This is a genomic window from Streptomyces sp. HUAS 31, from assembly GCF_028198125.1.
Lineage (GTDB): Bacteria > Actinomycetota > Actinomycetes > Streptomycetales > Streptomycetaceae > Streptomyces > Streptomyces chartreusis.
This window is the reverse complement of sequence record NZ_CP116353.1, coordinates 9231758-9256014: the sequence shown is the minus strand read 5'-3', so window position 1 is coordinate 9256014 and position 24257 is coordinate 9231758. Positions and strand designations below refer to the sequence as shown.

At 71.9% G+C, this 24257-nt stretch carries 21 protein-coding genes; 10 read left to right on the top strand and 11 right to left on the bottom strand.

The genetic code is table 11. The features are described 5' to 3' along the window. The first annotated feature begins 153 nt into the window (after positions 1-153). From PGH47_RS40255 to PGH47_RS40245, 3 genes are all read left to right on the top strand, one after another. Positions 154-1812, top strand: coding sequence for a purine-cytosine permease family protein (locus PGH47_RS40255; protein ID WP_271667590.1), 1659 nt, complete (start codon positions 154-156; stop codon positions 1810-1812). Between the two features lie 90 nt (positions 1813-1902). After that, on the top strand, positions 1903-2730 hold the full coding sequence (locus PGH47_RS40250; RefSeq protein ID WP_271667589.1) for a helix-turn-helix domain-containing protein: 828 nt from the start codon (positions 1903-1905) through the stop codon (positions 2728-2730). A 52-nt stretch (positions 2731-2782) separates the two neighbouring features. Further along, the gene (locus PGH47_RS40245) at positions 2783-3847 is read left to right on the top strand and encodes a methyltransferase (protein WP_443048601.1); all 1065 of its coding nucleotides are present in this window, start codon (positions 2783-2785) and stop codon (positions 3845-3847) included. A gap of 19 nt (positions 3848-3866) precedes the next feature. Here PGH47_RS40245 and PGH47_RS40240 read toward each other — a convergent pair whose 3' ends face one another. The 5 genes from PGH47_RS40240 to PGH47_RS40220 form a co-directional block, all read right to left on the bottom strand. Beyond that, positions 3867-5933 (bottom strand): iron ABC transporter permease, encoded by a 2067-nt coding sequence (locus PGH47_RS40240; protein ID WP_271667588.1) that lies wholly within the window; start codon positions 5931-5933, stop codon positions 3867-3869. A gap of 4 nt (positions 5934-5937) precedes the next feature. Beyond that, on the bottom strand, positions 5938-6924 hold the full coding sequence (locus PGH47_RS40235) for an iron-siderophore ABC transporter substrate-binding protein (RefSeq protein WP_271667587.1): 987 nt from the start codon (positions 6922-6924) through the stop codon (positions 5938-5940). Next, positions 6921-7775: an ABC transporter ATP-binding protein gene (locus PGH47_RS40230; RefSeq protein ID WP_271667586.1), complete on the bottom strand. Its 855-nt coding sequence runs from the start codon at positions 7773-7775 to the stop codon at positions 6921-6923. Before PGH47_RS40230 ends, PGH47_RS40235 begins: the two co-directional genes overlap by 4 nt. An 87-nt stretch (positions 7776-7862) precedes the next feature. Next, a complete protein-coding gene (locus PGH47_RS40225) occupies positions 7863-9644 on the bottom strand; it encodes a serine/threonine-protein kinase (RefSeq protein ID WP_271667585.1) in 1782 nt (593 codons plus the stop codon). A gap of 174 nt (positions 9645-9818) precedes the next feature. After that, on the bottom strand, positions 9819-10388 hold the full coding sequence (locus PGH47_RS40220) for a GlcG/HbpS family heme-binding protein (RefSeq protein ID WP_271667584.1): 570 nt from the start codon (positions 10386-10388) through the stop codon (positions 9819-9821). A 233-nt stretch (positions 10389-10621) separates the two neighbouring features. Between PGH47_RS40220 and PGH47_RS40215 the strand changes: the two genes are divergently transcribed. Beyond that, positions 10622-11827 (top strand): sensor histidine kinase, encoded by a 1206-nt coding sequence (locus tag PGH47_RS40215; RefSeq protein WP_271667583.1) that lies wholly within the window; start codon positions 10622-10624, stop codon positions 11825-11827. Beyond that, the gene (locus tag PGH47_RS40210) at positions 11824-12465 is read left to right on the top strand and encodes a response regulator (protein ID WP_271667582.1); all 642 of its coding nucleotides are present in this window, start codon (positions 11824-11826) and stop codon (positions 12463-12465) included. Before PGH47_RS40215 ends, PGH47_RS40210 begins: the two co-directional genes overlap by 4 nt. A 118-nt stretch (positions 12466-12583) precedes the next feature. Here the strand turns inward: PGH47_RS40210 and PGH47_RS40205 are convergent, their stop codons facing one another. Then, complete coding sequence (locus PGH47_RS40205) at positions 12584-13498, bottom strand: NAD(P)-dependent oxidoreductase (RefSeq protein ID WP_271667581.1); 915 nt, start codon at positions 13496-13498, stop codon at positions 12584-12586. A gap of 193 nt (positions 13499-13691) precedes the next feature. On the opposite strand from PGH47_RS40205, the gene PGH47_RS40200 reads away from it, so the two are divergent. The 4 genes from PGH47_RS40200 to PGH47_RS40185 all read left to right on the top strand — a co-directional run bounded on the left by PGH47_RS40200 (position 13692) and on the right by PGH47_RS40185 (position 19868). Then, positions 13692-14288, top strand: a complete 597-nt coding sequence (locus PGH47_RS40200) for a TetR/AcrR family transcriptional regulator (RefSeq protein ID WP_271667580.1) — start codon at positions 13692-13694, stop codon at positions 14286-14288. Positions 14289-14564: 276 nt separating this feature from the next. Beyond that, the gene (locus PGH47_RS40195) at positions 14565-16148 is read left to right on the top strand and encodes an MFS transporter (protein ID WP_271668267.1); all 1584 of its coding nucleotides are present in this window, start codon (positions 14565-14567) and stop codon (positions 16146-16148) included. A 71-nt stretch (positions 16149-16219) separates the two neighbouring features. Then, positions 16220-18373 carry a hypothetical protein gene (locus PGH47_RS40190; protein ID WP_271667579.1) on the top strand — a complete coding sequence of 718 codons (2154 nt, stop codon included), beginning with the start codon at positions 16220-16222 and terminating at the stop codon, positions 18371-18373. 163 nt (positions 18374-18536) lie between these two features. After that, positions 18537-19868, top strand: a complete 1332-nt coding sequence (locus PGH47_RS40185) for a cytochrome P450 (protein WP_271667578.1) — start codon at positions 18537-18539, stop codon at positions 19866-19868. Between the two features lies 1 nt (position 19869). Here the strand turns inward: PGH47_RS40185 and PGH47_RS40180 are convergent, their stop codons facing one another. After that, entirely contained in the window at positions 19870-20418 is a 549-nt protein-coding gene (locus tag PGH47_RS40180; RefSeq protein WP_271668266.1) for a YciI family protein, read from the bottom strand. A gap of 118 nt (positions 20419-20536) precedes the next feature. Between PGH47_RS40180 and PGH47_RS40175 the strand changes: the two genes are divergently transcribed. Beyond that, positions 20537-21853 (top strand): M1 family metallopeptidase, encoded by a 1317-nt coding sequence (locus tag PGH47_RS40175; RefSeq protein WP_271667577.1) that lies wholly within the window; start codon positions 20537-20539, stop codon positions 21851-21853. A 15-nt stretch (positions 21854-21868) separates the two neighbouring features. Here the strand turns inward: PGH47_RS40175 and PGH47_RS40170 are convergent, their stop codons facing one another. From PGH47_RS40170 to PGH47_RS40155, 4 genes are all read right to left on the bottom strand, one after another. Then, the gene (locus tag PGH47_RS40170) at positions 21869-21964 is read right to left on the bottom strand and encodes a hypothetical protein (RefSeq protein ID WP_271667576.1); all 96 of its coding nucleotides are present in this window, start codon (positions 21962-21964) and stop codon (positions 21869-21871) included. 134 nt (positions 21965-22098) lie between these two features. Continuing rightward, positions 22099-22602: a winged helix-turn-helix transcriptional regulator gene (locus PGH47_RS40165; RefSeq protein ID WP_271667575.1), complete on the bottom strand. Its 504-nt coding sequence runs from the start codon at positions 22600-22602 to the stop codon at positions 22099-22101. Further along, entirely contained in the window at positions 22599-23657 is a 1059-nt protein-coding gene (locus PGH47_RS40160) for an LLM class flavin-dependent oxidoreductase (RefSeq protein WP_271667574.1), read from the bottom strand. Before PGH47_RS40160 ends, PGH47_RS40165 begins: the two co-directional genes overlap by 4 nt. Beyond that, entirely contained in the window at positions 23654-24163 is a 510-nt protein-coding gene (locus tag PGH47_RS40155) for an SRPBCC family protein (protein ID WP_030946344.1), read from the bottom strand. The genes PGH47_RS40160 and PGH47_RS40155 overlap by 4 nt, the downstream gene beginning before the upstream one ends. Between the last annotated feature and the right edge of the window lie 94 nt (positions 24164-24257).

Sequence of the window (24257 nt, the reverse complement as noted above, 5' to 3'; positions counted from 1 at the left end):
GGCACGGCTCGGCCTCCGCCCCCCTCGGAAACATCGTGTTCACGACAACAGAAACCCCGTGGTAACAACACCTTTCTAGCGTGACCCGCTGTGGCATCACCGGCGCTGCCCACCCCACCGCAGCACCCGCACCCTGCCCCACCGGGAGGCGTGATGAGCACGACCGAGTCACGAGTGACGACGTCAGGACCGACCGACCCGGCGAAGATCGCGCCGGACCAGGCGGTCAAGGAGACGCTGGAGGACTACACGCTCCGTTTCGCGCCTCGCAGTTACCGTCGCTGGAGCCCCATGGTGGTGGCCACCACCGCCCTCGGCGGGATCGCCTACATGGCCGACTTCTCCATCGGTGCCGGCATCGGCCTGGCGCACGGCACCGGCAACGCGCTCGTCGCGATCGCCGTCGCCGCCGTCGTCATCTTCGTCACCGGCTTCCCGCTCGCCTACTACGGGGCCCGCTACAACATCGACCTCGACCTGATCACCCGCGGATCCGGATTCGGCTACTACGGCTCCGTGCTGACCAGCGTCATCTTCGCTAGCTTCACCTTCATCTTCTTCGCCCTCGAAGGCTCGATCATGGCCCAGGGCCTCAAGCTCGGCCTCGGGCTCCCGCTGTGGCTGGGCTATCTGGTCTCCACGCTCATGGTCATCCCGCTGGTGATCTACGGCATGAAGGCACTCAGCAAGCTCCAGGTGTGGACCACTCCGATCTGGCTGATCCTGATGGTCGCCCCGCTGGTGTATCTGATCGCCAACGACCCCGGCACGGTCGACCGGTTCCTCTCCTACGCCGGCACCGACGGCGAGGGCGGCGTCAACACGGCCTCCGTCCTCCTCGGCGCGGGCGTGTGTCTCTCCCTCATCGCGCAGATCGGGGAGCAGATCGACTATCTGCGCTTCATGCCGCCCAAGACCGAGCAGAACAAGCGCGGTTGGTGGACGGCCGTGCTGATGGCCGGGCCCGGCTGGGTGGTGCTCGGGGCGCTGAAGCAGGCCATCGGCGTCTTCCTCGCCGTATACATCCTGGCCGAGGTCGGTCCGGCCGCGGCGCCCGAGCCGATCCAGCAGTTCCGCAGTGCCTTCGACGCGATGATGCCGTCCTGGATGGTCGTCCCGCTGGCCGTGGCCCTGGTCGTCATCAGCCAGATCAAGATCAATGTCACGAACGCCTACTCCGGCTCGCTGGCGTGGACGAACTCCTTCACCCGCGTCACCAAGCACTACCCCGGCCGCATGATCTTCGTCCTGGTCAACCTGGCCTTCGCGCTGGCCCTGATGGAAGCCGACATGTTCAGCTTCCTCAACAGCATCCTCGGGTTCTACTCGAACTGCGCCATCGCCTGGGTCGTCACCGTCGCGACCGACATCGGCGTCAACAAGTACGTGCTGAAGCTCTCCCCGCTCCAGCCGGAGTTCCGCCGCGGCATGCTCCACGCCGTCAACCCGGTCGGCGTGGTGTCGTTCGTCGCCGCGTCCGGGCTGTCCATCGCGATGTACTTCCACGCCCTGGGCGACGCCCTCCAGCCGTACTCCCCCGTCGCCGCGGCGGTGATCGCCTTCGTCCTGACACCGCTGATGGCCGTGGTGACCAAGGGCCGGTACTACCTCCGCCGCGCGGGCGACGGCATCTCCGAGCCCCTCCTGGACGCCGATGGCAACCCCAGCGCGCTCACCCTGGACTGCCACGTCTGCCACCAGTCCTACGAGCGCCCCGACGTCACGGCGTGCGCCACCCATGACGCGGTGGTCTGCTCGCTGTGCCTGAGCACGGACAAGGCGGGCGGCCACGTGCTGCCGGCCTCGGCCTGACGCCCGTCCCTTCCGGCGGTCTGCCCTCTTCGGGGGGCCGCCGGACCTTTCGTCCAAGACAGGGTGCGCGAAGTCGGCGACCGTAGAGGTATGCGCACACAGCAGGTGGGCCTCACTCGCGGGGGCCGCGATGGCTACAACGGCTGGGAGGTCGCCCACCCCCTCGACGGCTCGTCCCTCGAAGGCGTGGCGATGGCCGGCTTCCGTGACCGCGCGGCCGCCGGGCTGGACATGCGGGTGCTGCCCCAGCCCGCCGTGATCGTCGTCATCGGACTCGGGGACACACGGCTCACCGTGGACGGCCCTGGCGGCCACCGGCCCATGACGAACCTCGTCGCCTCGATGACGCCGGGCCCGGCCCGCATTCGCGGTGAGCGGGTCGAGTGCGTCGAGGTGCGCCTGTCGCCCCGGGCCGCCTACACCGTCCTGGGTGTGGCCCCGCACGAGCTGCACGGTTCGGTGAAGAGCCTGGAGGACCTCTGGGGACCCCGGGCACTGCGCCTCGTCGAACGGCTCTCGGACACCGGCGGCTGGACCGAACGCCTCGCTCTGACCGACGCGTTCCTCACCGAGCGGGCCGTGGTCGCACCGGCCATGTCGCCCGAGGTCGCCGGGGTCTGGGAGACCATCGTGGCCCGTCGTGGGAGCGTACGGATCACCGATCTCGCCGCGTCCTGCGGCTGGAGCCGCAAGCGGCTGTGGTCCAGGTTCGACGCGCAGATCGGGCTCACACCCAAGCGGGCCGCCATGCTGGTGCGTTTCGATCACGCGGCCCGCGCTTTGACCTCGGGCGGAAGCATCGGCGACGTGGCTCTGGCGTGCGGGTACGCCGATCAGTCCCATCTCCATCGCGACGTACTGGCACTCGCGGGGTTCACGCCGGGTGCCCTGGCCGCGATGGACACGTCCGCGGGCTGACGCATGCCCACTCGGCCCTGCAACTGCCTGCACACGTAGGAAGGAAGCACCTGTGACGAGGACCGATGCCCGAGCGGCGGCCACGGCCGACCGCAATCACGTGGTCCGGCTGGCGTTCGGGAGCATGGCCGCGCAGACCCTGCGCGCGGCGGTCCGGTTGAGGGTGGTGGAGCTGGTCGGCGAGAACACCCGGTCGGCCATCGCCGTGGCCGCGGACGCCGGTACGGCACCACAGCCGATGACCCGGCTGCTGCGCGCCCTGGCCGCCCTCGGTCTGCTTGAGGAGCACGCGCCCGGGTCGTTCTCGGTGACGCCGGCCGGTGCGCTCCTGCACTCCGCTCACCCTGAGTCCCTCACCTCCTTCGTGGGGATGTTCACCGAGCCGACGATCGTGCGGGCCTGGGAGCACCTGGACGACAGTGTCCGTACCGGGGAGATCGCGTTCGACACGGTCTTCGGCACGGACTTCTTCAGTCACCTCGCCCGGCATCCCGAGCTGTCGGCGGGGTTCAACGCGGCGATGAGCCAAGCCGTCGCCGAGACCGCCGCCGTGCTGCCGTACGCCTTCGACTTCGGCCGGTTCTCCAGGGTCACGGATGTCGGCGGGGGCGACGGGACGCTCCTGAGCGCGGTACTCGACGCCCATCCGGGGCTCACCGGCGTCGTGTTCGACACGGAGCAGGGCCTGGCCGAGGCACCGAAGAAGCTGGAGCGGCACGGGCTCGGCGAACGCTGCTCGGTGCTCGCCGGGGACTTCTTCCGCGCCGTGCCCGGGGGCTCGGACCTCTACCTGATGAAGAGCATCCTGCACGACTGGACGGACGAGCAGGCGGTCACGATCCTGACCCACTGCCGCGAGGTGCTGCCGCCCGGCGGGCACGTCCTCATCGTGGAGCCCGTGCTCCCCGAAGTCGTCGCCCCGGCCACCCGGGCCGAGCTGAGCGACAGCGCCATCACCTACCTCAGCGACCTCAACATGCTGGTGAACGTGGGAGGCCGGGAACGCACCCGCCAGGACTTCGAGGAAGTGTGCCGCCGCGCCGGCCTGACCGTCACCGACGTGACCCCACTCGCGCACGCCGAGCCGTTCTCCCTGATCGAAACGGAGGCCGACTGACCGTCCCCGTGGGCGGCGCTCAGCGGCGGCTCCGCACCAGCAGATGGAGGAAGTACGGCGTTCCGATCACCGCCGTCATCAGGCCGGCGCCGAGTTGGGCCGGGGCGATTGCCGTGCGGCCCAGCAGGTCCGCGGTGCAGACGAGTACGGCGCCGAGCAGGACGGCGACGGGGACGACCCGGGCGTGTTGGCGGCCGACGAGGGCGCGGGCCGCGTGTGGGGCGACGAGGCCGACGAAGCCGATCGTGCCGGCGGCGGCGACGGCCGTGGCGCTGAGGAGGACGCTCAGCAGCAGGAAGCCGAGGCGTCCGCGGGCGAGGCCGAGCCCGAGCAGTCTCGGGGTGTCCTCGTCCAGCGACACGAGGTCGAGTTCCACGCGCCGGAGGGCCGCGACCGCCACGCCCACGGCCAGTACGGCTGCCAGTGGCGCGACGTCGGACAGGGACCGCCCGTAGGTCGAGCCGGACAGCCAGGTCAGGGCCTTCGCCGCGTTGAACGGGTCGGTCAGGACGATCAGCAGGCTGACCAGTGCGGTGGTACCGGTGGCGACGCCGATGCCGACGAGGACGAGCCGGTTCTGCTGGAACCCGCCGCGCGCGGCGAGCCCGAAGACGACGACGGAGCTGATCGCGGCGCCCACGAAGGCCGCGCCCGCCACGCCCCACGATCCGGCCGACGGCACGGTCGTCACCAGGAGCACCGCACCGAGGGCGGCCCCGCCGGAGACACCCAGGACGCCGGGTTCCGCGAGCGGGTTGCGCGTCACGGCCTGCACGAGGGTGCCGGCCAGGGCGAGCGCGGCGCCCGCGAGGAGCGCGGCGAGCACGCGGGGCACCCGGGTGTCCAGGACGAACCCGACGGTCCGACCCGCCCTGCCCTGCGCCCAGTTCACGACGTCACCCAGCAACAGCTTGCTGTCGCCGAGCAGTACGGCGGCGATGGTCACGCCGACGAACACCGCCACCAGGAAGACGGTGGTGGTGAGGAAGACGGCCCTGCTGCGGATGCGCAGCCGGTCGGGGGCGGCGGCCGCGGCCGTGTCCTTCAGCCGCGTTGCCATCACGATGAGGGACACGGCGCCGACGAGGCTGGTGACGACGCCCGTGGGCACGGCGACCGCCAGGTCCGTCGGCACGAGGGCCCGCAGCAGCACGTCCGAGCCGAGGACGAGCGCCGCCCCGGTCAGAGCGGTGACCGGCAGGTTCGCCCGCGCCCGCACGAACCCACGGAACCTGCGGGCGAGGGCACGCACGAGGGCGGGGGCGCACAGGCCGACGAAGCCGATCGGGCCGGCGAGGGTCACGGCGGCCGCGGACAGCAGCGTCGCGAGGACGACCGCGGTGACGCGGGTGGCCCGCACCGGGACACCGAGCCCGCGGGCGGCGTCGTCGCCGAGCGCCAGGGCGTCGACCCGGCGGGCGACGAGCAGCAGCCCGAGGAGTCCGAGTACGCCGAGCGGCGCGACCTGGAGCACCCCGTCGAACCCGTTCTGGGCGATGCTGCCCTGGTTCCACCGGTACAACCCCTGCGTCTCCTGCGGGAAGAGCAGGAGCAGCGCCTCGGTCACGGCGGTGAGACCGAGGGCGAGGGCGCTGCCGGCGAGCACGAGGCGGACGGTGCCCGTGCCCAGACCGGACAGGCCCAGTACGACGGCCGCCGCCGCGAGGCCGCCTACGAACGCGACGCCGGAGGAGGCGAGCAGCGGCAGCGACACACCGGTGACGGCGACCAGCCCGAGCGCCATGTAGGAACCGGCGTTCACGGCGAGGGTGTCGGGTGAGGCGAGCACGTTGCGGCTGACCGCCTGCAGCGCGGTGCCGGCCATGCCGAGCAGGGCTCCGACGAGCAGTCCTGCGGTCATTCTCGGCAGCCGGGAGGCGATGACGACGGAGGCGTCGGCGGCGTCGGCCCGGCCGGTGAGGGCCTTGAGGACCTCTCCGGCGCCGACGGCGGCCGTGCCCTGCGTGATGTCGACGACCGCGAGGGCCGCGACCAGCAGGACGAGAGCGGCCGTCACCGCGGCCGCGCCGGTCCGGGACGGGGCCGTCGGCGGACGGATGGCGGGAGGTGTTGCGGTGACGGCCATGGTGTTACTTCGTCAGCTCCTTGACGAGGGCGTCGATGTAGGCACCCATCGACTCCTGCCCGCCGAACATCCAGATGCCGTCGGGCAGTCGGTGGACGTCGCCCTTCTTCACGAACGGCAGCGAGGTCCACACCTTGTCCTTGGCGAGGGCGTCGGTGAAGGGGGTGCTGCCCTTGTCGCCGTCGTTGCCGATGTAGGCGAACCGCACGTCGTCGCCGAGCTTGGTGAGGCCCTCGACGTCGGTGGTGCCGAGTCCGTAGTCCTTGTCGCCCTCGACCTTCCAGGCGTTCTTCAGGCCGAGTTGCTCGTTGACCGCGCCGATCAGGGAGCCGCTGGTGTAGGGCCTGATGGAGATCTGGTTGGAGATGTCGTAGCCGTCGGCGAAGGCGACCGGGGCGCCGTCGAGGCCGGCGTCGGCGAGGGCCTTCCTGCCCTCGGTGACCTTCGCGTCGAAGGCGTCCTTGATCTTCTCGGCGCGCTCACCGGTGCCGGTGGCCTCGGCGATGATGTCGAGGTTCTTCGTCATCTGCCCGATCGGGTCGGCGGCGCTGGCGGAGCGCACCTCCAGGACGGGGGCGACCTTCCGCAGCTGCTTCACGGCTGCCGGCGGCAGGTCGGTGCTGGCGACGATGAGGTCCGGCCTCAGCGCGGCGATGGTGTCCATGCTGGGCTCGCCGCGGGTGCCGATGTCCTTGGGCTCGTTCTTCAGCGGGACGGCCTGGTCCCAGGTCTTGTAGCCCTTGACGTCGGCGACGCCGACCGGGTCGACGCCCAGCGATATCAGGAGCTCGACCTCGTGCCACTCGGTGCCGACGACCTTCTTCGCCGGTCCGTCGAGTTCGACCTTGGTGCCGGAGGCGTCGGTGAGGGTGATGCCCTGGCCGGCCTTCTTGGCGTCGTCGTTGTCGGCGGCGGGCTCGGTCGTGCCGCAGGCGGTCAGGGCGAGCGCCGCGGCGGTGGCGGCCGCCGCGGTCATCATCAGGCGTCTCATGAGGGTGTGCTGAGCCTTTCGGTTCGGGTGTGGTGCCGGCCGATCGCGCGGGTGCGCAGCCGTCCGGTCAGGGGGTCGGTGCCGACTTCGATGCGGATGCCGTAGACGCCGGTCAGCCGCTCGGCCGTCAGTACGTCCTCGGGGAGGCCCTCGGCGACGATCCGCCCCTCGTCGAGCAGCACGATCCGGTCGGCGAGGGCGGCGGCCTGGTCGAGGTCGTGCAGGACCGCGCCGACGGCGATCCCGTGGTCGTCGGCCAGATCACGGACGAGGTCGAGGAGTTCGATCTGGTAGCGCAGGTCGAGGTAGGTCGTCGGCTCGTCGAGGAGCAGTACGCCGGTCTCCTGGGCGAGGCAGCAGGCGAGCCATACACGCTGGAGCTGTCCGCCGGAGAGGTGTTCCGCGCCGCGGTCGGCGAGGTCGGCGACGCCGGTCATGACGAGGGCACGCTCGACCGCGGCGGGGCCGTCCGGGTCGGCCCTGCCCCAGCGGCCCCGGTACGGGTAGCGGCCGAACTCGACCACGTCCCGTACCGTCAGGCCGCTGGGCGTGGGGCGCCCCTGCGTCAGCAGCGCGACCCGGCGTGAGAACTCACGCGGGGTCAGCGCCAGCCCGTCGGCGCCGTCGACGACGAGGGTGGCGGTCCGGGGCCGCTGCAATCGCGCGATCGTCCGCAGCAGCGTCGACTTGCCGCTGCCGTTCGGACCGACCAGCACGGTCACTTCGCCGGGCCGCAGCGTCACCGACGCGTCGTGGACGACGTCGACGCCTTCGTAGGCCACGGTGACACCCGTGGCCGACAGTTCATGACCGCGGGATCGCGCCGCGGAGGTCTCTTCACCTGCCTGCACGCGGCATAGGTTAGCCTAACCTAAATTGAATGCGTGAGGGGGTGGGGTGGCCGCCACAAGGGGAACTTCGGCCAAAGGCGACTCGGGCTACTGACCTTCCGCCGGCGTCACGTCGGTCACCTTGCCCCCAGGGGTGGCCTCCAGGTAGCCGCCCTCGCCGTACTCGTCGCTCAGGTAGACGGCCAGATGAGCCGGAGTGTCGAAGACGCTGTCGTGCGACTTCACCAGGATGTAACGCATGTCCGGGTTCTTGACGTTGAGCTTCCTGTCGGCTTCGGCGAGCAGCGCGGGAACCGCGTCCCAGTCGTACTTGTCGAGGGTGAACGGCTCCTCGCCGCCCGACAGGGTGCTCTTGATGATGCCCTTCTCGACGCCGCTTCCGGGGCGGTAGGTGTAGGAGTCGTACTTGGTGTTGCTGCCGTCCACCATGACCTCGGCGGACACGAAGTCGTCGTAGATGCTGAAGTCCCCGTACCTGTTCCGGCCGGTCTCCTTCTCCAGGGCCTTGATGGCGGCGCGGATGCCGGCAGGGGTGAGCACCCCGGCGGCGGAGTCCGTGTCCTGCGACCGCTGTGCGGCCGGGGCGCCCGACGCCCCTTCCGAGGAGGCCGTGGAGGACGAGGTCGGCTTCGACTCCGAGGTGGTGGACGGGTTTCGCGCGCCCGTGTCTCCCGAATCGCCCGAACCTCCGCCGAGCGGCAGCAGCCACCACAGCAGGGCCAGGGCTCCGGCGAGCGAGGTTCCCGAGACGCCGAGCAGGACGGGCAGGTTGGGCGTGCGGCGGCCTTCCGCCCGCACCGGCGCGGTGACCGGCTGGGGCGTGGCATACGGACCGAGTTGGAGCGGCGGCCCGAAGCCGGCTGGGGCGACCGTCGGCGCGGAGCCCGGGGCGCTGAACGGGGCCGCCGTGGTCGACGAGCCCGAAGTCCCCGGGTACGAGGGGGAGATGGTGGCGGAAGGCGTCGGCGGGTTGAGCGGATAAGAGGTGTGCGGGTTCGGCACGGGCGCCGGGCCGGTCGGCGACGACTCGAACTCGGCGAGCCTGCGGTCCAGTTCGGCGGCGGACGGCCGCGCGGAGGGATCCCGTACGAGCACGCTCATCAGGACCCCGCCCAGGGCGCCGCCACGCACGGGATGCGGTACGTCGTCGCTGAGGACCGCGGCGAGCGTGGCCAGCGGGGTGCCGCGGCGCAGCGGGTGATGGCCCTCCAGCGCGGTGTACAGCATCATCGCCAGCGACCACAGGTCGGAGGCGGCGCCGCCCTCGTGGCCCGATATGCGCTCCGGGGCCATGAAGTCGGGCGTGCCGATGATGGAGCCGGTCGCGGTGAGGTTGGTCGTCGTCTCGCGGATCGCGGCGATGCCGAAGTCGGTGAGGACGGGTCGGCCGTCGGACCGCAGCAGGACGTTGGCGGGTTTCACGTCCCGGTGCTGGATGCCGGCCTCGTGCGCGGCGGCCAGCGCGGCCAGCACACCCCGGCCGATCCTGGCGGCCTCGGCGGGCGGCATCGGTCCCTGTGCCAGCCGGTCGGCCAGCGAGCCGCCGCTGACCAACTCCATGACGATCCATGGGTAGGTGTCTTCGCCGCCGTCGACTATGTGGTGGATGGTGACGACGTTCGGATGGTCGATCCGGGCCAGCGCCCGCGCCTCGCGCAGCACACGCTCGCGCAGCATCCGCGCGCCCTCGGGGTCGTACTCCGCCAGGTCCCGGTCGGGCGGCCGGACTTCCTTGACCGCCACCAGCCTGTGCAGCACCAGGTCCCTGGCCCGCCAGACCGTCCCCATCCCGCCGCCGCCGAGACGGGCCTCCAACTCGAAGCGCCCGTCGACGACCCGTCTGCCGGGGCCTCTGTCTCCCTCACTCATGGGCGGGAGCTTAATGGGCCCCACCGACACCGTTCGCCGGGCCCGTCCCGGCACACGCACAGCGGGGTGAACAGGGCGGTTGTCAGAGCCGCATCTCCGTGCCGGGGGCCGAGCGCTGATGACCGCTCGGTCCCCGATCCACCGGGAGACGGACTCGCTGCCCGCGTCCGGTGACTAGCGACCGATCGCCTGCGCGCCGGCCTGCGCGAACTTCTCGTCCAGCGCGCCGGACGGGGCGCCCGCGACGCCGATGCCGGCGATCGGTGCGTTGCCGGCGGTGACGGGCACGCCGCCCGCCAGAAACAGGGTGCCCGGGATGTCCTTCAGGGTGGGGGCCTGCTGGAGCCGCTCGGTCAGCTGGGACGTCGGGGCGTTCCAGGAGACCGCGGTGAACGCCTTGCGCTCGGCGGACTCGTAGGACTGCGGGCCGGCGCCGTCGCCGCGCAGGGTGACGACGGTGTTGCCGTTACGGTCGACGACGGCGACCGTGACGCGCTGGTTCTCCTTCTCGGCGGCGTCGAGCGCGGCCTGCGCGGCCTCGGTGGCGGCGTCGATCGTGAGGTGCGTGGAGGTGGTGGTGGCCCGGGCCGGGACGGCGGCGGACGTCGCGGCCGATGAGGTCGTGGCCGGGGCGGAGGCGTTCGCGTTCACCGCGCCGAAGCCCGCCAGGGCGACGAAGGCGAGCACGGCACCGCCGGTGGCGACGCGGGCACGGCGGGAGAACTTCTTGTGCACGGGGTTCATGGGTCGGTCGACTCCTTCGGTGGGCGGGCGGCCCGGTTGCCGCCCCGCTTCGTCCGCTCTCCACCCTCGGCCCGGAAACGGCCCCGGACGGTCGACGTTCCGGCTGCCGTGGGGCCACGGGACGGACGACACGGGGGTCATCCGATCGGTTGACCCACCCGGGGCCGCACCGGGCCACAATGGAGGTGTTTGCCCAGTTCAGCGCATACGAGCAGGGAAGGAGGCGGCCCCGGATGGGGAACCGGTCGTACGAACCGAGCACCGTGGACACCAGGTGGCTCGGCGCCGTGATGGACGCGGCGTTCTTCCTGCTGCTCGGCGGTGCGCTCGCCCGCTTCCTGCTGCGTCACCCCGGTGAACCCCGTACCCCGTGGATCATCGCGCTGTCCCTGGTGCTCGCCGCGCTGCACCTGCTGGGGCCCAGGGCCGGTGACTCGGGCCTGCGGCCCACGCGCCGGCACAAGGCGTGGCTGGCGCTGACCGTCGTGGTGTGGATGGTCCTGGTCGTGCTCGCGCCCAGCTTCGCGTGGTGCGCGGTGCCCCTGTTCTACACGGGTCTGCGCACGCTGCCGCCGCGCGCGGCCCTCGCGCTCGTGGCGGTCCTGACCGTGTTCGTCGTGGCCGCGCAGGTGGAGCTGTCGGGCCGCTTCGACCCGAACCTGGTCCTGGCACCGCCGGCCGTCGCCGCCCTGGCCACCGCCGTGTTCCTGCAGATGGAACGGCACACCGCACGCCAGCGCGTCCTGATCGACGACCTGATCCGCACCCGGCACGAACTCGCCGCCTCGGAGCGCCGTGAGGGCACCCTCGCCGAACGGCAGCGGCTCTCCATGGAGATCCACGACACGCTCGCCCAGGGCCTGTCGAGCCAGCGGATGCTGCTCCAGGCCGCGGACCGGGTGTGGGAGACCGAACCGGACAAGGCCCGCGCCCATGTCCGCACCGCCGCTTCCGTCGCCGAGCACAACCTCGCCGAGGCCCGGCGCTTCGTGCACGACCTGGCGCCCGCCGACCTCGCCGGCGGCGAGGGCCTCGACGAGGCGCTGCGTGCCCTGGCCGCACGGGAGTCCGGCGCCGACCTGGCCGTACGCGTCCACATCGACGGCGACGGCCGGCTCCCCCAACTGCCCGACCGGGTCCGCTCGGCCCTGCTGCGGGTCGCCCAGGGCGCCCTGGCCAATGTCCGTGAGCACGCCGGCGCGGGCAGCGCCGCCCTGACCCTCACCGTCCTCGACGACGAGGTCGTCCTGGACGTCGCCGACGACGGCCACGGCTTCGACCCCGCCGCTCTGCCCGACTCCCCCGACGGCGGACGCGGGCACGGGCTGCCCGCCATGCGGGCCCGGCTGCGCGCGCTCGGCGGCACACTGACCGTCGAGTCCACGCCCGGCGAAGGCACCGTCCTGTCCGCAGCCGTCCCCCTGGAGGCGCCCCGATGAGCCCCGACCGCGCGCCCGTGCGCATCCTGGTCTGCGACGACCACGCCGTCGTACGGGCCGGGCTGCTCGCCCTGCTCGACAGCGCCCCCGGCATCGAGGTCGTCGGCGAGGCGGGCACCGGCGAGGAGGCGCTCGCGCTGGCCGCGAAGCTCACCCCGGACGTCGTACTGATGGACCTGCAACTGGGCGAGGGCATCGACGGCGTGGAGACCACCCGCCGGCTCACCTCCTCCCCCGGCGCCCGCACCCACGTTCTGGTCCTGACCACGTACGACACCGACGCCGACATCACCCGCGCCATCGAGGCGGGGGCGACGGGCTATCTGCTCAAGGCCGAGCGCCCCGACGAGCTCTTCGCCGCGATCCACGCGGCCGCCGAGGGACGGACGGCGCTGTCGGCCCCGGTCGCCGGCCGCGTCATGGCCGGCCTGCGCCGGCCCCGGCCCACCCTCACCGACCGCGAACGCGACATCCTGGCCCAGCTCGCCCGCGGCATCGGCAACCGTGACATCGCCCGCGCCCTGTTCATCAGCGAGGCCACCGTCAAGACCCATCTGCGCCGCATCTACGACAAACTCGGTGTCGACACCCGCGCGGGCGCGGTGGCCGTGGCGAAGGAACGGCGACTGCTGCCCTGACGGGGCGCTCGCCGCAGGACAAGACGGGCGCTCGCTGAGGACACCGACGTGGAGCGGATCGTCCTGCGCCACGACACGGTCTTCATACCGACTCCCCTGGCCGAGACGGGCCCGCCGGCTACGACCTGTCGGCCCTCGCGGAGTCCGTCTCCAGTGCCTGCCCGCCCGCGGTCCGGGTCTCCAACGCGTGGAGTACGGCCACCATGTCCTCGCCGCCGTGTCCCTGGTCGACGGTCTCGCCGAACAGGGCGTGGCAGACGTCGAGGAGCGGGGACGCCATGTCGGCCTTGCGGGCGGCCTCGGCGATGAGCCGGTTGTTCTTCAGTACGTCAGCGGCCGCAGCCTGGACGGCGAAGTCCCGGCCCAGCAGCTTGGGCGCCTTCACCCGGGAGACCGCGCTCGCCATGGGTCCGGCGTCCAGGACGTCCCGGAGCAGGCGCCGGTCGAGCCCATGCCGGTCGGCGAAGTGGAACGCCTCGGTCAGGCCGGTGACCAGGGTGATCAGGAACAGGTTCACCGAGAACTTCATCAGCAGGGCGCCCGGTACGCCGCCGCACGCGAAGGTCTCGCGGCACATGGGCGCGAGCAGGGGGCGTACGGCCGCGACGGCGTCCTCGTCGCCCGCGAGCATCGCCACGAGTTCGCCCTGTTCGGCGGGGACCCGGGAGCCGGAGACGGGGGCCTCGACATAGCGGCCGCCGACTGACCGTACGGCGTCCCGGAGTGCTGCCGAGTACTCGGGCGCGGTCGTGCCCATGTGGACGACCGTGCGGTCGGCGACGTGGGCGGCGAAGTCGGGGGTGCCGCGGCCGAGGACCGTGTCGAGGGCGGTCTCGTCGGCCAGCATGAGGATGACGGTCTCCGCCCGCTCGAAGACCTCGGCGGGGCTCGCGGCGATCTCGGCCCCGGCGGCGCCCAGGGGTGCGCAGCGGTCAGTGCTGCGGTTCCACACGACGAGGGGCGTTCCCGCACGGGCCAGGTTGAGTGCCATGGGCTGTCCCATGACGCCGAGGCCGATGAAACCCACGTACACGATGCACCGCCGCTTCCATTTCGCTGTCGCACGCTCCGCGGTCCCGGTTGTTCCGCGCTCGCGCGTCGGGACCTGGGCGTCGCCACGACCACCACCGCTATGACAGCGGTCATAGTACTGGCCGATATGACCGCTGTCATAGGATGGGAGGCGTCAGCTTCGAGGGCGCGGATGCAGCGGGACGGTGGTCGGGATGGCGGTGTCCGAACGGGGGCCACGCGAGCGGATGGTCTTCAGCGCGGCCCAGCTCATCCGGCGGGAGGGCGTCGCCGCCACGGGAATGCGTGAGGTCGCCGCGCACGCCTCGGCACCGCGCGGCTCGCTCCAGCACTACTTCCCCGGCGGCAAGGAACAGTTGGTCAACGAGGCCGTCGGGTGGGCGGGCCGCTACGCCGGCAACCGGATCGCCCGATTCCTCGCCGCACTGCCCGAGCCGACGCCGAGCGGGCTGTTCGCGGAGATGGTGCGGCAGTGGACCGACGAGTACGAGGGCGTCGGGTTCGCGGGCGGCTGCCCCGTGGCGGCGGCCACCGTGGACTGTGCGGAGTCCACGGAATCGACCCGAGAGGCGGCGGCCGCCGCGTTCGCCACCTGGACCGGGCCGGTGGCCCGCGCCCTGGCGGAGATGGGCGTACCCGAGGAACGGGCCGCGGGTCTGGCCACCTTGATGATCAGCGCGTTGGAGGGCGCGATCCTGATGGCACGGGCGGAGCGGGACGTACGGCCGCTGACGACCGTGTCCCGGGAACTCGGCCCGATGCTCGACGCCGCGGTGAGCAAGGCGGGTTGACCACGCGGGGGCGGCACGCCACGGCCAGGGACGCCCGCGTGTGCGGAGTTGACGGCACGTCGGTTCGCGACGAGCGAGCACCCACCGCGGCGGGCCGATCACCACGACCTCCACGATTGCGGCGGGCGATCACCACGACCTCCACGGACTGCCGCTGGTGATGCGACGTCGGCCGGTCTGTCGCAGACTGGACGGGTGACTGGCACGTCTTCAGGACGTGGCGAGACCACGTCCGTTTCCCAGTCGGGACCACGACAGACCGTGGCGCTGGCGGCGATGATGTTCGCCGTGGCGATGACGTTCATCGACCAGACCATTGTCTCCATCGCCGCCCCCGACATCGTCCGCGAACTGGGCCTGTCGGCTTCCGGCATGCAGTGGGTGGTGAACGCCTATCTGCTGTCCCTGGCCGCGTTCTTCGCGCTGGGCGGCCGACTCGCTGACCTGTACGGGCCGCGCCGGGTCGTCGTCGTCGGCACGTTGGTCTTCGTCATCTCGTCGGTGCTGTGCGGCTGCGTCCCCAAGGGCGACGCGGCCCAGGCCTGGCTGATCGCCTTCCGGGCGCTTCAGGGCTTCGGTGCGGCACTGCTCTTCCCCGCGGCACTGGCCGTGGTGGTGGCCGTGTTCCCGCCCGAGCGGCGCGGCCGTGCGCTGGCGCTCTTCTTCGGCCTGTCCGGCGCGTTGACCGCCCTCGGCCCGCTGCTGGGCGGCTGGCTGACGGGCTGGACCTGGCGCGCGGTGTTCTGGGTCAACGTCCCCGTGGCGATCGTGGCTCTCGCCCTGACCGCCTGGGCCCGTATCTCGGACCGGCGGCGCCCCGGAACGCTCGACATACCCGGTGCCGTGCTGATGGCCGCCGGCATGGGCCTGTGCGTGCTGGGCTTCCAACAGGCGTGGGCGTGGGGCTGGGACAGCGCCGCGACCTGGGGCTGCATCGCGGGTGGTCTGATCATTCTCATCGCGTTCGTCCGGTACGAACGAGGTGTGCGGCACCCGCTGATCGATCTGCGGGTGTTCCGCGACAAGGCGTTCAGCGTGGACGCCGCGGTGTTGTTCTTCTCGATGCTCGCCTTCGTGCCGCTGTTCTTCTTCGCCTCCGTGTACGCCCAGGTGTCGCTGAGCGCCTCGCCGAACCAGGCGGCGCTCTTCCTGCTGTACTTCTTCGCCGGGTTCGCCATCGCCTCTCAGTGGGGCGGCCGGATCCTCGACAAGAAGGGCGCGCGCCCGGCGCTCAAGACGGGCACGGTGCTGGGCGCCGTCGGGTTCGCGCTGTGGGCCGGCGAACTCACCGACCTGTCGATGCACGACCAGTGGCCGTACGCCGCGCTGGCGGGGGCGGGCATCGGCTTCATCCTGGCCCCCGCCTCCACCGACGCCGTGAACCGGGCCATCGGCCCCTCCTACGGCGAGGTCACCGGGATCACCCAGACGGTACGCAACTTCGCGGCGAGCGTGGGCATGGCGGTCTTCGGCACGATCCTGACCCACGTCACCAACAACAACGTCGTGAACACCCTGGAATCCCGCGGCCTGCCCTCGAACGTCGCCGACAACGTGGCCCACAACATCACGGAGTCGATCACGGGCAACGGCGACTCCAGCACGCCCACGGGGACGGGGCCTGCCGCGACGGCTGCACGAAACGCGATGAACGCGATCCGCATGGACTTCGCCGAGGCCAACCAATGGGTCTTCTACGGCATGGCCATCGCCCTCGGTGTCGGCTTCCTGTGCGCCATCCGCCATCCGGGCGGGCGCGCGCTGACGCCCAAGGAGGAGGCGGAGGGGACGTACGAGGGAACCTCGGATCAGCAAGCGGCTTCGCGGTCAGATCCGCGGTCGCATGAGGCAGACGCGTAAAGCGGGGGTGAAGGCTGCGGGGGACGCGAGGTTCTGGAGCACTGGGCAAGCCTTGGCAGTAAGTTACGGCCGTGATCGACTTTGACGCGGAGATCGAGCAGGTCCTGGACGGCCCGCCGAGCAGGCTTGCGTTTCGGGCGGTGTGTGCCGCTGTGCTGCGTGCGGGCTGTCCCGAGCGTCTCGTGTCGCGCTGTGAGGAGCGGCTCGCCTCCTGGCCCGATGAGGTGCGTGAGGCGTCGTGGTCCTGGCTCGCCGCGCTGAAGGCCGGTCACTCGAAGCCGACATGGCGACTTGTGCGCGCCCTTGCCCCGCAGTCGGCGCGCAACGGAACGGTCGACCCCGTTCTGCCGGACCCCCGCTCCTGCGCGGAGGTGCGCGGGATCACCGGTCTCGACCTCGGCTGGTACGCGAGCGAGCAACTCGAGGTGCTGGCCGCGACTCTGGACCACTGGGAGGACCTGCGCTCGGTCCGGATCGGCGGTCTGACCGGCTCGGACGGCGAGTTGGTCGCGAGGATCGCCGGGCACGATGCCCTCACTCGCTTGGAATCGCTCAGTCTGGTGGGCGTCGACGAGGACATGTGGCATTTCAAGAAGCCGCCGTTCAGCCCGCCGGAGGGCCGGACCTGGCAACTCCGCCACGTGGGTCTCCGTGCCCCCGACCTCGTGCAGCTCCTGCGCTCGGGCCAAGTGCCGAACCTGCGCTCCGTCGACGTTCTCGTGTGCAGCGCGCAGGAGGCGCTCGACCTCGCCGCCCGCCCGGAACTCGCCCGGCTCGACCGTCTCGCGATCGGGTTCCGCTGCGGCAGGAACGGTCGTCAGCCGCTGTGGAAGCCGTACTTCGGCAACGTCATCGACGAGGACGACGACGCGGCCGAGGCGTTCTTCGCGCGGGCGGAGCTCACGGGGCTCCGCTCGCTCGTGGTGCGCGGCACGCCGATGGGTCTCGGCCGGGAGGGGCTCGGGGAGCGCGGTGTCGACGCCATCGTCACCGGTGGTGCGCTGCGTCAGCTGACCGAGTTGACGCTCGAACTGCTGCCGGTCGGCGACGCGGCCATCGCCCGCGTACTCGAAGGCATCGACGCCGAGCGCATCGAGAAGCTGGCGCTCACGGACCTCGTGGCCACCGACAGGACGGCAGCAGCCCTCGCCGCCGCCGGCGTCCTTCCGCGCCTTCGTCACCTGGATCTGAGCCGCAATCGTCTCGGCGCCGAGGGGGCGCGGCAGTTGGCGGCCGGCGTCCGTCTGCCCGCGCTCGAACACCTCGACCTCAGCGGTCGTGAGAGCGGCTCTCCCTACTACGCCCGCCCCGACATCCAACCCGTCGGCGACGCCGCCGCCGAGGCATGGGCCTGCTCGGACAACGCCGCCAAGCTGACCCATCTGCGCCTCGCCGCCACCGGCCTCACCTCGGATGGGCTCGCCGCGCTGATGAAGTCCGAACGGCTGCCGGAACTCGGCACGCTCGACGTGGCGTGCAATCCCGTGGGCAGTTGGCCGACGGCCCTCCGGGACGCCCCCGTCTGGCGCACCGTACGTTCCGTGAACCTCGCCGACTGCGCGCTCGGCGACGCCGACGTCCGGTCCCTCGCCTCGGTCGTCTCCGCTCCCCGCCTCCACAGCGTCTCGCTGGCCTACAACAGCGTCGGATCGCAAGGCGCGCGAGCCCTCGCGGCCTGGGCGCTGCTGCCGCAGCTCTGGGAACTGGACCTGCACGACAACGTCATCGGAGACGACGGCCTGACCGACCTGGCCACGTCCCGAGCGGCTCACCGGCTGCTCGAACTCGACCTGGAACAGGACTGCTGGAACCCCAGGGCACGGGCCGACAGCAAGCCGCTGCCGGCCGAGATCGTCGACCCGGCGTCGTTCCCCAGCCTCGACGCGATCTTCCTCGGCATGGTCGACGAGTACCACGGCAGCCGCTACTCCTGCGGTTTCCCGACCCGCGTCCGCGAGGAGATCGTGTCAGCGCCCGGCACCCGCCCTGAGCTGATCGGCTTCCTCACCCACCTCGAAGACGACGGCTTCGAGGACGCCGAGGACGACGCCGGCCCGGACGAGGACAGCGACCTCGACGACCCTGACTTCCGCACGGAACGTGCCGCGCGCCACGCCGAGTTGTTCGACGAGGCCCGGGACTTCGCCCGCCGCATGATCGAGGGCGACATCGGCTGGCCTCCCCCGAAGGAACCAGCGCAAGGCACAACGGCGGCCGACGGCTGACAGGGCCGCACAACACAGACGGACCGCTCCCGTGGCGGGGCATCGCCCGTGCTCCCGACCGCCCCCGGACACACCCCCGTCGAGCAGGTCGGCTCCCGTACAGTCCGTGGCGTCGGCACGCGCTGTCGCGGTCGGCTCCAGCGGCTCACCCAGGAGATGGCACATGGACACCGAAGCCGGCCCCGGCTCCCTCCCGCACCCGTCCGGCTCGGTCCGGCCGGTGCCCGAAGCCGAACCGGACCTCGTGCGGCGGTGGCGTTCGCAGGGCGGCGAACTGGTCGAGCTGCTGACGCAGGTGCGCGAGCACGTCGGCGGTGTCGCGGCGTTCCGTATCGGGCCGGCCCGCACTGTTCTCGTCACCGAGCCGCGGGCCGTCCAGCACGTGCTGGCCCGCCACCCGGAGACGTACGTCAAGCGCTCCCACCGCGCCCGGCTGCTGGTCGGCGACGGTGTCCTGTCCGCCGAGGGCGAGGCGTGGAAGCGGCAACGCCGGGTGCTCCAGTCCCAGTTCACCGGCACCGGGATGCGCCGCTACGACCGGCGGATCACCGAGGCGGCCCGGACGACCGCCGGGCGGTGGGCCGAGTACGCCCGTACCGGCGAGACCCTGGACGTCGGGCGGGAGATGCACCGGTTCGCCCTGGACGCCATCTGGCGCTCCCTGACCGGCCACCCTCTCGACGACGAGACCCAGCACGAACTGGAGGCCGTCGAGGCCGTGGGGGCGGCCCTGCCGACGCTGCCCGCCGACGTGGAGGAGGGACGGGCGGCCGTCGCCGCCGATCTCGCCCGGATCGACGCGGTGGCCCGGCACGCGATCGAGGCCGCCCGCGCCGGGGAGATCGGCCCCGAGGGGCCCGGTCTGCTTCATGTGCTGACGGAAGCCGGCGTCGAGCGGGCCGAGTACACCGACCGGCTGATCCGCGACGAACTGGTGACGCTGCTCGCGGCCGGGCACGAGACCACGGCCAGCACTCTGACCTGGCTGTACCTGCTTCTCGACCGGTACCCCGCGGCGCGCGAGGAGGCACTCGCCGCCGGAGAGGAGAACTCCGAGGAACGCCGCCAGGCCATCCAGGCACTGGTCCACGAGACGCTCCGGCTGTACCCGTCCGCATGGCTCATGCCCCGCCACGCCGCCGAGGACGACACCCTCGACGGCTACCGCGTCGAGGCCGGCACCGACCTCCTGGTCTGCCCGTACCTCACCCACCGCGATCCCGAACTGTGGCCGGATCCCGAGCGCTTCGACCCTCGGCGCTTCCTCACTCCCGGCGGCCGCCCCGCCGACACCGGCGCCTACTTCCCCTTCGGCATCGGCCCCCGTGCCTGCCTGGGCATGCAGTTCGCGCTCCGGGAGTCGACCGTCCTGCTCGAACACCTGCTGCCGGCCCACGTCGTGGCGCTCTCCGCCTGCTCCGTGAAGCCGAAGTTCGGCTTCACGGTCCGCCCCGACGGCCCCACACCGGCGACACTCCGGCCGTCGGCGCTCTGAATCAGCGGCGTCCGCCGAACTCCCAGTCGTGGACCTCGACATCGGCGTACAGGTCGGGCTTCAGTACGGTGCGCGCCGTCTCCGCGTCGGACGCGCGCACCAGGGCCGCCGTACCGAGCCAGGCGGTGCCGTCGTCGGACAGCAGCGGTCCGTACGCGATGAGTTCGTCGTTCTCGGGCGGCTCGGCAGGGTCGGCCGCGCGGTCCGGGCCGAGGCCGAGCACCAGGTACCGGTTGCCTTCGCTGCGGCCGCCGGGGAAGTCCCACATGGTGCGGCCCAGCATGTTGCGCCACCGGCGCACCAGCACGTCCCGGTACGCGCCGGCCTGGTAGTTGGGTTCGTCGAGCGCGAACGCGCGGGCGGCGGCGGGATCGGGCAGGTCGACGATGTGCACGCTTCCGGTCGGCGTCTCACCGTCCGACGCGAAGGTCGGACCGCGCGCGATCAGCCGGTCGTCGAACAGGTCCATGTACGACCAGTGCTCCTCCGTCAGCTGCTCGCGCAGTGGCAGGGAGCCGGGCCGGTCACGGTGGTAGCAGAAGAACTCCATTCCCACAGTCTGGGCCAATACTTCACACCTTGTGGCATGATCCGCTGTCATGCCCTCGTTACCCGCGTGGACGTCAAGGACCGCCGCCCGTCTGCTCGTTGTCCTTCTCGCGTTGCTCATGACGCAGAGCGGCACCGGCTCCGAGGCCCGAACGGCGCCGAGCACGCAGTCGGCGACACCCGATCGGCCTCGCTACGACGTGACGCTGCGTGGCAACGCCGACGGCTCCCGCTGGACCGGCCGGCAGCGGGTGTCCTTCCGCAACGCCTCCACCGGTCCGCTGCGCGAGGTGTACCTGCGCCTGTGGGGCAACGGCGTGGACAAGTGCGGCACCGCCACCGGCACCCCGCCCGCGGTCCGGGTGTCCAAGGTGCGCGGAGGCACCGCGGGCCGGCCGACCGTGAACTGCACGGCGCTGCGCATCGCCCTGCCGAAGCCGCTCGCGCACGGCGAGCGCGCCTCCGTCTCCTTCGACGTGTCCATCACCGTGCCCGAACGCAACGACCGCTTCGGCCGCGAGGGCGCCTTCCGCTTTTTGGGCAACGCGCTGCCCGTGCTCGCCGTGCACGACGCCAAGGGGTGGCACCTCGATCCGTATGTGTCGACGGGCGAGAGCTTCTACGCCCTGGCGAGCGACTTCCGCGTGGCGCTCGACCACCCCTCGAATTTGAAAATCCCCGCGACCGGCCGTACCTCGACCCATCCCGGCAGGCCCGGCCGCAGCGTAACGGTCAGTGTCGCGCGGCGGGTCCGGGACTTCGCCTGGGCGGCGGGCCCGTTCCGCACCGCCGTCGAGACCACGCCCGGGGGCGTGCGCGTGAGGTCGTACTGGGCGCCGGAGACGTCCGCGACGGGGGTGAACCTCACCCGTAAGGACGGCGCCGCCGCCGTGGACCGGTTCGGCAAGGAGTTCGGCCGCTATCCGTACGGCGAGATCGACCTCGTGATGACCGGCGAGTTCGGCGGCGGCATGGAGTACCCGGGCCTGGTCCTGCTCGGCACCACCGAGGAGGGCAGCGCCGTCGTCCACGAGGTGGCGCACCAGTGGTGGTACGGCATCGTCGGCAACGACGAGTACGGCGCGCCCTGGCTGGACGAGAGCTTCGCCCAGTACGCCAACGCGCGCTTCTACGGCTGGGACACCCGCGACTGCTGGTCGGAGGTGGACTGGCCGGGCGACCGTACGGCGCTGACCAACTCGATGGCGTACTGGGCCGCGCACCGGGGCGAGTACCACTTGGTCTACACGGCCGGCTCGTGCGCCCTCGCGGACCTGGAGCGCACGCTCGGCGCGAACAGCATGGCCCGTCTCCTCAAGCGGTACGCCCACGACCACTGGTACGGCGTCTCCACCACCGCCGCTTTCAAGAAGGCCGCGCAGTTGGTGACGGACGAGGACCTGAGCCCCTTCTGGAAGCGGCACCGCATCCGTTGACCGTGCGCGGCCGGCTTACCTGACCGCTCCCGACGAGGGCAGCAGCACCACGCCGTCCTCGTCGGCGTGCAGTATGTCGCCGGGCACGAACGTGACCCCGCCGAAGGACACCGCGCCCGTCCATGTGGGCGTGCATCGCCGCCCGCGCTGCCCGGAGGTTCTTGTCCCGTAGGGCCTTCAGGACGGCCTCGTGCTCACCGAGCCGCCCCTCCCCCGGCTTGCCCCGGGTCGCCTGCCTGCTCCTGTCACTCCGGTGCGAAGCGGCGCAGTACGTCGGGCCGGGACCTGAGCCGGTCCGGGTAGCCGGGGCCGAGCCGGGCGACGGTGTCGTCCGCGCGCATCGGCTCCCCGCAGGCGGAGCAGACCACCTCTGCGTGCCCGTCGTGGCCGCACGCCTCGTGGTGCAGGGTGATCGGCGGTCCCTCGGGGCCGGCGAGCCAGCGGTCGCCCCAGTGGGCCATCGCGGCGAGCACCGGGAAGAGGTCCCGGCCCCGCTCCGTCAGCAGGTACTCGTGGCGGGGCGGCTCGGTCTCGTAGAGCCGTCTCTCCAGCAGCCCGGCCTCGACCAGGCGCCGCAGCCGGTCGGTGAGGGTGTTCCGGGCGATCCTCAACTCGCCCTGGAACTCGTCGAAGCGGCGGCTGCCGTAGAACGCCTCCCGGAGGACGAGCGGGGTCCAGGCGTCGCCGACCACGTCCAGGGTCCGTGCGATGGAGCACGGCCAGTTCGCGAAGGACGTACGCGCGCTCATGCCCGCTCTCCGGCCTCGTGGACCAGCTCGATCGCGCGGCCCAGTGTGTCGAGCCGGGCGGCCAGGTCGGCGCCGGCCGGGTACAGGCGGACGGTGTCCACGCCGGCGTCGCGCCAGACGCGCAGTCGCTCGCGGACCATGCTCTCGGTGCCGATCAGCGTCGTCGCGAGCACCATGTCGTCGGTGACGAGCGCGGCGGCCCCGTCCCGGTCGCCGGCCTGCCAGCGCTCCCGTACCTCGGCGGCGACGTCGGCCCAGCCCTGGCGGCTGTAGGCGCGGTTGTAGAAGTTGGTGGACGCCGAGCCCATCCCGCCGAGGCTGAAGGCGAGTTCCTTCTTGCGGCCCGCCACCATGGCGCTCAGTGCCTCCTCGTCGGGGGCGAAGGCCACCTCCGCGCCCTGGCAGACGTCGAGGTCGGCACGGGCGCGGGCGCCGCGCGCCAGTCCCTCGTCGAGCGGGGCGAAGTAGGCGTCCGCCGCTCCTTCGGGCACGAAGCTGGTGCCGAGCCAGCCGTCGGCGACCTCGCCGGTCAGCCGGAGCATGGCCGGTGACAGGGCGGCCAGGTAGATCGGCACGGGGTGTTCGGCGCGCATCGACAGCTTCATGGGTACGGCGTCCCCGCCGGGCAGCGGGATGCGGTACTCCTCGCCGGAATGGTCGATCTTGCCGCCGCCGATGACCTGCCGCACGATCTCGACCGTCTCGCGGACGCGGGCCAGCGGCCGGGCGAAGGGGACGCCGTGCAGCCCCTCCATCACCTGGGGGCCGGAGGGTCCGAGGCCCAGCAGGAAGCGTCCCTGCGACAGGTTGGAGAGGGTGATCGCCGTCTGAGCGAGGGACACGGGGGTCCGGGTGCCGACCTGCATGACGCCGGAGCCCAGCAGCATGCGCTCGGTGCGGGCGGCGTAGTAGCCCAGGGCGGAGGGCGCGTCGGAGCCCCAGGCCTCGGCGACCCAACAGATGTCGAGTCCGAGCTTCTCCGCCTCCGCGACGAAGTCCGCCTGATGCCGCCAGGAGCCGAGGCCGGACGCCTCGATCGTCGTCGCGGTCCTCATCGCTCCTCCGCCAGCTTCTTGATGTGGCCGAGGGTGGCGGTCATGTTGCGCTCGAACTCCCGCATGCGCACGAACACGATCTTCTGCTCCTTGTCCGGCATCTCGTCGATGGCGAAGGACAGCCCGGACCGGCCGGGGCCCAGCTGCATCCACTCCGACAGGTCGGTCCCGCCGTCCTTGTCGTCGAGCCGGAAGCGCCAGACGGCGGCGGGACGGGACGGGTCCTCGACCGCCCAGGCCAGGACGCGCGGGCACTCGCACTCGACGACGTGCGAGGTGGTCTCCCACTCCCCCAGGGCCTCGTGCCTGCTGCGGCCGACGAAGCGAGCTCCCACCGCGGGCCCGGCCGCGCCGTCGAGCCAGTGGACGGACTGGAGCTCGTCGCTCATGCCCGGCATCAGCGAGAAATCGGAGACGATCTCCCACACCCGGTCCGGCGGCGCGTCGACCCACGCCCGCACCTCGACCGTGGGCGTGTCCGCATAGCGTGCGCCCGTCCACTCCACCCCGCACCAACCCCTTCCGCACCGAAGGCCATTGACCACCAGAGTTGCGTAACGAGACCGACTGCGTCAAGAGGAGGGACGGCGGGCGCCGGGA

What these genes read in the sequence shown, in the direction of transcription:
- PGH47_RS40165 (WP_271667575.1), bottom strand. Translation starts at nt 22,602, where the DNA reads ATGAGCGCGCGTACGTCCTTCGCGAACTGGCCGTGCTCCATCGCACGG.
- PGH47_RS40240 (WP_271667588.1), bottom strand. Translation starts at nt 5,933, where the DNA reads ATGGCCGTCACCGCAACACCTCCCGCCATCCGTCCGCCGACGGCCCCG.
- PGH47_RS40255 (WP_271667590.1), top strand. Translation starts at nt 154, where the DNA reads ATGAGCACGACCGAGTCACGAGTGACGACGTCAGGACCGACCGACCCG.
- PGH47_RS40210 (WP_271667582.1), top strand. Translation starts at nt 11,824, where the DNA reads ATGAGCCCCGACCGCGCGCCCGTGCGCATCCTGGTCTGCGACGACCAC.
- PGH47_RS40195 (WP_271668267.1), top strand. Translation starts at nt 14,565, where the DNA reads ATGATGTTCGCCGTGGCGATGACGTTCATCGACCAGACCATTGTCTCC.
- PGH47_RS40200 (WP_271667580.1), top strand. Translation starts at nt 13,692, where the DNA reads ATGGCGGTGTCCGAACGGGGGCCACGCGAGCGGATGGTCTTCAGCGCG.
- PGH47_RS40220 (WP_271667584.1), bottom strand. Translation starts at nt 10,388, where the DNA reads ATGAACCCCGTGCACAAGAAGTTCTCCCGCCGTGCCCGCGTCGCCACC.
- PGH47_RS40175 (WP_271667577.1), top strand. Translation starts at nt 20,537, where the DNA reads ATGACGCAGAGCGGCACCGGCTCCGAGGCCCGAACGGCGCCGAGCACG.
- PGH47_RS40180 (WP_271668266.1), bottom strand. Translation starts at nt 20,418, where the DNA reads ATGGAGTTCTTCTGCTACCACCGTGACCGGCCCGGCTCCCTGCCACTG.
- PGH47_RS40185 (WP_271667578.1), top strand. Translation starts at nt 18,537, where the DNA reads ATGGACACCGAAGCCGGCCCCGGCTCCCTCCCGCACCCGTCCGGCTCG.
- PGH47_RS40215 (WP_271667583.1), top strand. Translation starts at nt 10,622, where the DNA reads ATGGGGAACCGGTCGTACGAACCGAGCACCGTGGACACCAGGTGGCTC.
- PGH47_RS40225 (WP_271667585.1), bottom strand. Translation starts at nt 9,644, where the DNA reads ATGAGTGAGGGAGACAGAGGCCCCGGCAGACGGGTCGTCGACGGGCGC.
- PGH47_RS40250 (WP_271667589.1), top strand. Translation starts at nt 1,903, where the DNA reads ATGCGCACACAGCAGGTGGGCCTCACTCGCGGGGGCCGCGATGGCTAC.
- PGH47_RS40235 (WP_271667587.1), bottom strand. Translation starts at nt 6,924, where the DNA reads ATGAGACGCCTGATGATGACCGCGGCGGCCGCCACCGCCGCGGCGCTC.
- PGH47_RS40160 (WP_271667574.1), bottom strand. Translation starts at nt 23,657, where the DNA reads ATGAGGACCGCGACGACGATCGAGGCGTCCGGCCTCGGCTCCTGGCGG.